Raw genomic sequence first — 8,257 nt, 5'->3', positions numbered from 1 at the left:
TGATAAAAAAGCCCGTTTGAAAAAGCGGGCTCTTTTAGTCCAAAAAACTAATTGCTGATATAGCTCAGCCCGGTAGAGCGCACCCTTGGTAAGGGTGAGGTCCCCAGTTCGAGTCTGGGTATCAGCACCAGTTAACAGCTAGCGTATAACGATAGCTTAAGATTTACTTGGCGACCATAGCGTTGCGGACCCACCTGATCCCATGCCGAACTCAGAAGTGAAACGCAGTAGCGCCGATGGTAGTGTGGGGTTTCCCCATGTGAGAGTAGGACATCGCCAGGTTCTAATTATAACCTCACTAGAGGTTAATGAATAAAGCAAAGAAACATAAGTCTTTATTTATCGTATTGAAAGCTCACCTTCTTGGTGGGCTTTTTTCGTTTTTACGATAATCAATTTTACCTGACTGACTTCGCTCTAACTCTTCATTCTTAGAAGAACAATGGTAGACTCAATACCATTCTTCTATCACAGTGTGACTGACACGTAATGAACACGACTCTTCCTTTTATTGTTACAGGTGGCCCAGGTTCGGGGAAAACCACGCTCTTAGAGTCTATAGAATGTGAAGATACACAAGTATTCCCTGAAGTGCCAAGGCAGCTTATTATCGAACAATCTCAAATAGCCAATGGCATTTTGCCATGGGTTGATTTATCGGGATTTGCCGAGCTATGCTTTCGAGAGATGCTCACTCAAAAACATGCCGCATTAGATTCTCCACTTACTTTCCTTGATAGGGCTATTCCGGACATCTGTGCCTATCTCTCGTGGGGAAATTTAGAGATACCACAACATATTGCTTTAGAAGCCAGCAGCGGCTATCAGCAGCTTGTGATATTCTGCGAGCCGACATTAGAAACTTATGTGCAAGATGAAATTCGCCCATATCCTTTTGAGGAGGCTCTGGCTATTCATAAAAAGCTATACGCCCTCTATGAGTCGATGGGGTATCAAATTGTCTCATTGCCATTATTGCCTATCAAGGAGCGTAAAGCGTTATTGAGTTCTATATGTCGAGAGTACTTACGCGCCGTTTAGCAAGGAGCCTACGAGTGATGCTTAAAATTAGGGACAATATATTTCCCATACAAAACATGATTGACTCGATTACGAAGACTATTTGTTTTGTTCGTTATCTAGCACAAAGAATGGCACATGATCGTGTCAATGTTAATGCTGGCTACTTAACCTATATAACGTTGCTTTCGATCGTACCTTTACTGACGGTCTTGCTCTCTGTGCTTTCTTCGTTCTCAATCTTCGCTAATACAGGGCAGATACTCCAAGACTTTATTATTCAGCACTTTGTCCCTGCTGCCGGTGATGCTGTATATTCTGCATTGGTTGAGTTTGTATCGAATACGACAAAGATGACCGCCATTGGGAGTAGCTTTTTATTCGTTGCAGCATTAATGCTCATCTCTAATATAGATAGAAATTTGAATTATATTTGGCGGGTGAAAGTCAAACGACGTGCCGTATTTTCATTTTCAATGTACTGGATGATACTCACTTTGGGGCCTATCTTAGTTGGGGCGAGTATTGTTGGTACCTCTTACGTGACATCATTAAAAATACTGGAGCATGATGCATTAAGTGGGGCATTTAGCCTATTAATTAGCTGGTTACCTGCCATTCTTGCGCTGCTCGCATTCTCAGGTTTATATCTATTAGTCCCCAATAAGAAAGTGCGTTTTTCTCATGCTTTAATAGGATCTTTGGCTGCGACGTTATTGTTTGAAGTCAGTAAAAAAGCGTTCGCATACTACATTACCCAGTTTCCCTCGTATCAACTTATTTATGGTGCAATAGCTGCGATACCAATTCTGTTTATATGGATCTACTTATGCTGGTTCATTGTCTTGATTGGTGCAGAAGTGACAGCTGCGCTTGGCGAGAAAGAGCAGTGGCTACCCAGATCTCACATGTTACAATCGAACGTCGAAAATGAATCTCAACAGATAAAGGAAGCGCTAAGTGATAGCACTGATACAAAGAGTAAGTGAATCTTCGGTTAGCGTTGATGGGCAAGTTGTAGGGGAAATAGGTAAAGGGTTACTCGTGTTGCTTGGTGTTGAAAAAGATGACGATGAAGCAAAAGCGAAAAGGCTCATGGAGCGGGTCACTACCTATCGTGTTTTTGAAGATGAAGCTGGAAAAATGAACCTAAATGTAAAAGAGGTAGGTGGAAGCCTACTTGTTGTTTCACAATTCACTTTACCCGCGGACACTAAAAAGGGCACACGTGCAGGGTTTTCACGTGGTGCAAATCCGACGGATGCAGAACGCCTTTACCACTACTTTTCTGACCAATGTGGTCAGGTATTACCGACAGAATGCGGGGTGTTTGCCGCAGATATGAAGGTTTCTTTAGTCAATGATGGTCCTGTGACATTTTGGTTGCAAGTATAGTCGAGTAAAGCGCTAGTTTTACATTTGAAAGGATATCCATGTTTAAACTTATTACTCCAAAGACTGAGAATCAACTGGCTAAATACTACCAGTTTCGTTGGCAGATGTTGCGAGAGCCTTGGCGTTTGCCGGTCGGTTCTGAGCGAGACGAGTACGATGAAATGAGTCATCACCGTATGATCGTTGATGGTCGTGGTCGACCAATGGCTATTGGTCGTCTCTATATCACGCCTGACAATGAAGGTCAGATTCGCTATATGGCTGTAAAAAGCAGTCGTCGTGGTAAGGGGATGGGCTCGTTGGTACTCGTAGCACTAGAATCTTTTGCACGACAGGAAGGGGTGAAGCGCTTAGTGTGTAATGCTCGCGAGGATGCAATTTCATTCTATGGCAAAAATGGTTTTGAGTGCCAAGGTGAGCTGAACGACCAGCATGGTCCAATCCGTCATCAACTGATGATTAAGCCACTTGATCCGTTAGCAAAAGTATTACGCCGTCCAGAGTGGTGTGCAGAGTTGCAAGCACGCTGGGAACAGCAGATCCCAATTAGCGATAAGATGGGCATTAAGATTAATCAGTACACCGGTTATCGATTTGAGTGTAGCGCCCAGTTAAATCCTAATCTTAATCCGCATAACACAATGTTTGCCGGGTCTGCGTTTACTCTCGCGACGTTAACGGGTTGGGGAATGACATGGTTGTTAATGCAAGAGCGCGGATTGAACGCCGATATCGTGCTTGCTGACAGTAGAATTCGTTACCGGCATCCAGTCGAAATGAATCCAGTGGCAGTCACGTCACTTGATGGTATTAGTGGTGACTTGGACCGTTTAGCAACGGGGCGTAAAGCGAGAATTATCATTAACGTCACCATCTTTAGTGGTGATAAGCCTGCTGTCGAATTTGTTGGCACTTATATGTTGCTACCAAACTACCAAGACAAAATGACTCAGTAGCACTGCAGCGATATTCTTTGTTGATATCGCTGACAGTATTATTCTTCTTGTAAGCAGCTCGTTATCGGTTTTTGTTTTACTGACCCTGATAGTAAATCAATCGTAGTTAATTCGGTGCAGCGGGTAATGAGCTTTAGCTCTATCGGTGGCGTTTCAAGATGGTTTAATTCTATTTCGCCAGACGCTTCTCCATCAATACGCTCACCACGGACTGTTAGTGGTGACAACGATACATGTCCTCGCTCAGCGACAAGTTGAAGCGGTGTTATCTCTACCGGAATCGCGCTACCTTCGCTGCTAGTGATAGCGGTATTGTCAAACTCTGCATCAAGTTTTCCTGTTAACGTTTTTGAAATCGCTAACTTATCGGCAGTGAGTACATTCATAGAAAGGTTGATATCAGCCATGCCACTAATATCAATGCCATTTGGCGTTTGTAAATATTTCAGTAAAGACAAAGGCAGAGAATAGGCTTTTGCGTTTACGGTTAAGGGTTGGCTCTTCGCGGAGAAGTCCAGCGAAGCGGCCACGTCTAGATACCCTTTTTGATAGGGGATAAATAACCGTTTCAGTTGCCACTTACCATCGTGACTTTGTGTTTCTAAAGCGACTTGGCTGGCTAAGACGCGATCAATACTAACGCTATTGGCGGACGCCGCAGTTTTTCCTTGCCATAGACCCCATTGACCTTTTCGTATCAGTTCTAAATTACTACCTTCCAAATTTAAGCCAGAGATTTGCCAGTTAGGTTTATTTTGGATTTGTATCCATTGCCCACGACTTATCGTGAGGTGATCGATACTGAGTTGATTGAGGTTGGTAAGAGGGAGGTGTTGAAAAAGCGACAGTAGCGCATTTTGTTGTGTTTCTTCATATACCTTAACCCCATCGATAACAACACGCTCAAGTGCGATCGCATTGGGCTTCCAAGCGCCTACAAGCTGAATACGACCTTGTTCGAGCGTACTATCGACGTCTTTTAAAGTTATCACACCATTATTAGCAATGACCTCAACCGTCGGTTCGATGAATTGGAGGCTTTGGTATTGGATACTATCAGCGTCAAATGAGAGGTAAGCATTCACTTGCTCCCAAATAGAGTGGCGAAGATCAATCTGCTCAAAGGACGCATTGAGGTTTTCTATTTTGACATCATTAAAACGCAGATTGGCGTGCAGTAAGTCCACGCTATTAATGTGGCCGATGGCAGAAAATATTTTGTTGTAATGAGCGATAGAAGCCGTGGTAAGGTCGAGATCAAGCTTATCTACCGTTGTATTTACTAAGGACCACGTGCCGCTCTCATACTGGGCTTGAGTAGACACCGTTGCTTGATTCCAAGTAAAAGATGCACCGTAGACCTTGCTTTCCTCACCGCTGAGCACCCCATCAATGAGTACATCGTTGGCGGACTCTCCTTGGTAGTATATCTGAGAAGCCCTTAGCTGAAACTCACCAAGTATCTGCGCCATATTCGGCTGATATTGAAGATTGCGGAGTTGTAATTGAAGATCATTGATGATCACATTGTCGTCAGAGTAATCAATATGATCGAGTGCGATATTATCGATCGATAGGTCATGGGCCAATGATACCGATTGACGAGATAGCGTTGAGCCTGAAAGTAGCAATTCATGGATACGAAATGGCGAAGTGATAGACTCAGAGGGTGTGAGCCAAATCGACATACTATTGGCTGCTATCGATTCCTGTCCTTGTCTTTCAATATGGACATTATTGAAATCTAACTGGTTCGGATATTGGTAATGTACGGACTCGCTGATCACTTTAATGTTCAGAGTTTTGTCTAATGCGTAGGAAACCATCGGGGTCGCATATTTCGTATGCAGCAAACAAAAGAGTACTAATACGGAAAGTAACCCTAGAGCGATGAGCGCTATTACTATAGCCAGTGTTTTTCGTATCACGAGGTTCTCTCTTACCTACTGAGCATAATCAGTAATTTAGCTTGAAAGTGATCAAAAAGCCCCTCTTATGAGGGGCTTGGTCACTAAAACTTGAATATTAGTCTAAGTATTAGTCTATTTGTGGTCCTGCTGCGACGAGTGCTTGACCTTCTGAGTTATCAGTATATTTCTCAAAGTTATTCACAAAACGCTTCGCAAGGTCTTCCGCTTTGCTTTCCCATTGCAATGGGTCAACATACGTATCACGCGGATCTAAAATGCTAGAATCGACGCCTGGTAGCGATGTCGGGACTTCTAGATTAAACACAGGGATCGTTGTTGTTTCGGCATTTTCAATCGAACCATCTAAGATAGCATCAATGATACCGCGAGTATCTTGGATTGAAATACGTTTGCCAGAACCATTCCAACCTGTATTAACTAGATAAGCCTCAGCACCAGCGGCTTCCATACGTTTAACTAACACTTCAGCGTATTTAGTTGGGTGCAGTGTTAGGAAAGCAGCGCCGAAACATGCTGAGAATGTTGGTGTTGGCTCGGTAATGCCACGTTCTGTACCGGCCAGTTTTGCAGTAAAGCCTGATAGGAAGTGATATTTAGTTTGTTCTGGAGTTAGCTTTGAAACGGGTGGCAGTACGCCAAATGCATCAGCGGATAGGAAAATAACTTTATTCGCATGACCACCCTTAGAAACGGGTTTTACAATATTATCTATATGATGGATAGGGTAAGAAACACGAGTGTTCTCGGTTTTTGAACCATCATCAAAGTCGATAGAACCATCATTGCGAACGGTTACGTTCTCTAACAACGCATCACGACGAATCGCGTTATAAATATCGGGCTCCGCTTCTTTAGACAGATTGATGGTTTTCGCGTAGCAGCCACCTTCGAAGTTGAAGATACCATCGTCATCCCAACCATGTTCGTCATCACCAATCAGTTGACGTTTTGGATCGGTGGACAGCGTTGTTTTACCTGTGCCGGATAGACCAAAGAATACCGCGACGTCTTCATCTTCCCCTTTGTTAGCGGAGCAGTGCATGGAAGCAATGCCTTTAAGCGGTAAAAAGTAGTTCATCATTGCGAACATGCCTTTCTTCATTTCGCCGCCGTACCAAGTGCCACCAATAAGCTGCATTTTTTCTGTCAGATTGAAGACGGTGAAGTTTTCTGAGTTCAACCCTTGCTCTTGCCATTTTTGGTTGGTGCATTTAGCGCCATTCATTACCACGAAGTCAGCTTCGAACGTGGCAAGTTCTTCATCACTTGGGCGAATAAACATGTTCTTAACAAAGTGCGCCTGCCATGCTACCTCGGTGATAACACGGATACACAAGCGAGTATCTGGATTGGTACCACAGTAGCCATCAATCACAAACAAACGTTTGTTAGATAACTGCCCAGTGACAAGTGTTTTTAACTCATCCCAAACATCTGCAGAAATTGCTTTGTTGTCATTTTTACCTTGATCGGACCACCACATCGTGTCACGAGTCGTGTCATCGCGAACAATGAATTTATCTTTAGGGGAGCGACCAGTGAAGATACCCGTATCTACGGCAACGGCGCCCAGTTCAGTGACGACGCCTTTTTCATAACCTTGCAGGGAGTCTAAAGTTTCTTCGGCAAAAAGTTGCTCATAGCTAGGATTGCGAACAATCTCAGTAGAGTCGGTGATACCATATTGAGTTAGATCGAGTTGTGCAGCCTTATTAATGTCCATAACGGTCATAGGTGCTCCTTATTGGATTTTTGTAGGGATTTTAAAATTGTTATAATTTGTTTTTTATTTTGAACTCCATGCTAGCAACGGAAAACCGATAAAACAGGGATGTAGCTCAAAAATTACTCATCATATCGTGACGGTTTTAAGTGTTTGGTCACATATTAAATCGCGGTGGTTTATTCTAGGGCAAACCTTTGCGTCAGGGTAAATGTAACATAAGTGATAGCAGGTTAGTGATACATTCCATCTGGAAATGTTGTGTGATCGTTAAAATTTTCACAAAAAAAAGCCAGTTCAGATAGAACTGGCTCGTGTAACATATTTCTAACACTAAAATTAGTGTAGAGTCGGTTTCTCACCGTGCTCATCTTTTTGAGCAAATAAGTCTTTTATGTCATTCTCATCGAATGAGTAAGTGCTACCACAATAGTCACAGTTCAGGGCTACTGCCCCTTCTTGCGCTAATATTTCATAGACTTCATCTTGAGCGATAGTGGCAATGGCGTCTGCACTGCGTTCACGTGAACAACCACAAAAGAATTCCACTTCTTTTGGTTCGAATAATTGAACCTTGTCTTGATTATAAAGACGGTACAATAGGTCGTTGGCTTCTAAGGTGAACAACTCTTCATTTTTGACCGTATTCGTTAACTGCTCTAAGTGTTCAAAGTCTTCAGATGAGCCAGTACCATCGGGCATGACTTGTAATAGCATACCTGCAGCTTTAGCTTGACCGTCTTGAGTGCCGGTGCGGATCCACAAGCGAGTTTTAAGCTGCTCTGAACGCTCAAAGTAACCTTCTAACACTTCAGATAAATTTGCGCCTTCTAGACCCACTACGCCTTGGTAGCGTTCACCATTATCCGGAGTGATCGTAATGACGAGGTAACCTTTACCCAACATGTCATGAATTGAGGCGTCATCCGAAATCTGACCTTCCCAGCGAGCCACACCACGTAGTTTTTGGTTATGGTCACCATTGATTACCGCCAAGGAAACCGGACCATCACCTTGTAGTTGCATGGTGATAGAGCCTTCAAACTTTAAAGTGGCAGTGAGTAGGCTGGTTGAAACAAGCAGTTCACCAAGCAGGCTTTGCAGTGCTGTTGGGTACTCTTTGCTAGAAATAATTTCTTGATAAGCCGTATCAAGCTGTACCAGCTCTCCTCGTACAGATAGCTCTTCAAAAAGGTAGCGGTTTAATGTGTTATTAGCCATTTAAGGAAGCT

7 protein-coding genes, 1 tRNA gene and 1 rRNA gene are annotated in these 8,257 nt (G+C 43.4%); 6 read left to right on the top strand and 3 right to left on the bottom strand.

Annotated features, from left to right (window positions below; translation table 11 throughout):
• Positions 1–53 precede the first annotated feature (53 nt).
• The 6 genes from M9196_RS17290 (at position 54) to M9196_RS17265 (ending at position 3,371) form a co-directional block, all read left to right on the top strand.
• Positions 54–130 (top strand) — tRNA-Thr (locus M9196_RS17290).
• A gap of 36 nt (positions 131–166) precedes the next feature.
• Positions 167–282 (top strand): 5S ribosomal RNA (gene rrf, locus M9196_RS17285).
• Positions 283–489: 207 nt separating this feature from the next.
• Positions 490–1,041, top strand: coding sequence for an AAA family ATPase (locus M9196_RS17280; RefSeq protein ID WP_250618760.1), 552 nt, complete (start codon positions 490–492; stop codon positions 1,039–1,041).
• 56 nt (positions 1,042–1,097) lie between these two features.
• Entirely contained in the window at positions 1,098–2,009 is a 912-nt protein-coding gene (locus M9196_RS17275) for a virulence factor BrkB family protein (RefSeq protein ID WP_250618768.1), read from the top strand.
• On the top strand, positions 1,981–2,415 hold the full coding sequence (gene dtd / locus M9196_RS17270) for a D-aminoacyl-tRNA deacylase (RefSeq protein ID WP_250618759.1): 435 nt from the start codon (positions 1,981–1,983) through the stop codon (positions 2,413–2,415). Before M9196_RS17275 ends, dtd begins: the two co-directional genes overlap by 29 nt.
• 38 nt (positions 2,416–2,453) lie before the next feature.
• The gene (locus tag M9196_RS17265) at positions 2,454–3,371 is read left to right on the top strand and encodes a bifunctional GNAT family N-acetyltransferase/hotdog fold thioesterase (protein ID WP_250618758.1); all 918 of its coding nucleotides are present in this window, start codon (positions 2,454–2,456) and stop codon (positions 3,369–3,371) included.
• Positions 3,372–3,409: 38 nt separating this feature from the next.
• Here the strand turns inward: M9196_RS17265 and M9196_RS17260 are convergent, their stop codons facing one another.
• The 3 genes from M9196_RS17260 to hslO all read right to left on the bottom strand — a co-directional run bounded on the left by M9196_RS17260 (position 3,410) and on the right by hslO (position 8,246).
• Positions 3,410–5,299 carry an AsmA family protein gene (locus M9196_RS17260; protein WP_250618757.1) on the bottom strand — a complete coding sequence of 630 codons (1,890 nt, stop codon included), beginning with the start codon at positions 5,297–5,299 and terminating at the stop codon, positions 3,410–3,412.
• A gap of 109 nt (positions 5,300–5,408) precedes the next feature.
• Entirely contained in the window at positions 5,409–7,034 is a 1,626-nt protein-coding gene (pckA, locus tag M9196_RS17255; protein WP_250618756.1) for a phosphoenolpyruvate carboxykinase (ATP), read from the bottom strand.
• Between the two features lie 330 nt (positions 7,035–7,364).
• Positions 7,365–8,246, bottom strand: coding sequence for an Hsp33 family molecular chaperone HslO (hslO, locus tag M9196_RS17250; protein WP_250618755.1), 882 nt, complete (start codon positions 8,244–8,246; stop codon positions 7,365–7,367).
• Positions 8,247–8,257 lie beyond the last annotated feature (11 nt).

The sequence above is a fragment of the Vibrio methylphosphonaticus genome, assembly GCF_023634655.1.
Lineage (GTDB): Bacteria > Pseudomonadota > Gammaproteobacteria > Enterobacterales > Vibrionaceae > Vibrio > Vibrio methylphosphonaticus.
This window is presented reverse-complemented; position numbering and strand designations above follow the sequence as displayed.

Coding starts and splice junctions, on each gene's coding strand:
- M9196_RS17280 (WP_250618760.1), top strand. CDS start 490: ATGAACACGACTCTTCCTTTTATTGTTACAGGTGGCCCAGGTTCGGGG.
- M9196_RS17275 (WP_250618768.1), top strand. CDS start 1,098: ATGATTGACTCGATTACGAAGACTATTTGTTTTGTTCGTTATCTAGCA.
- M9196_RS17265 (WP_250618758.1), top strand. CDS start 2,454: ATGTTTAAACTTATTACTCCAAAGACTGAGAATCAACTGGCTAAATAC.
- pckA (WP_250618756.1), bottom strand. CDS start 7,034: ATGACCGTTATGGACATTAATAAGGCTGCACAACTCGATCTAACTCAA.
- hslO (WP_250618755.1), bottom strand. CDS start 8,246: ATGGCTAATAACACATTAAACCGCTACCTTTTTGAAGAGCTATCTGTA.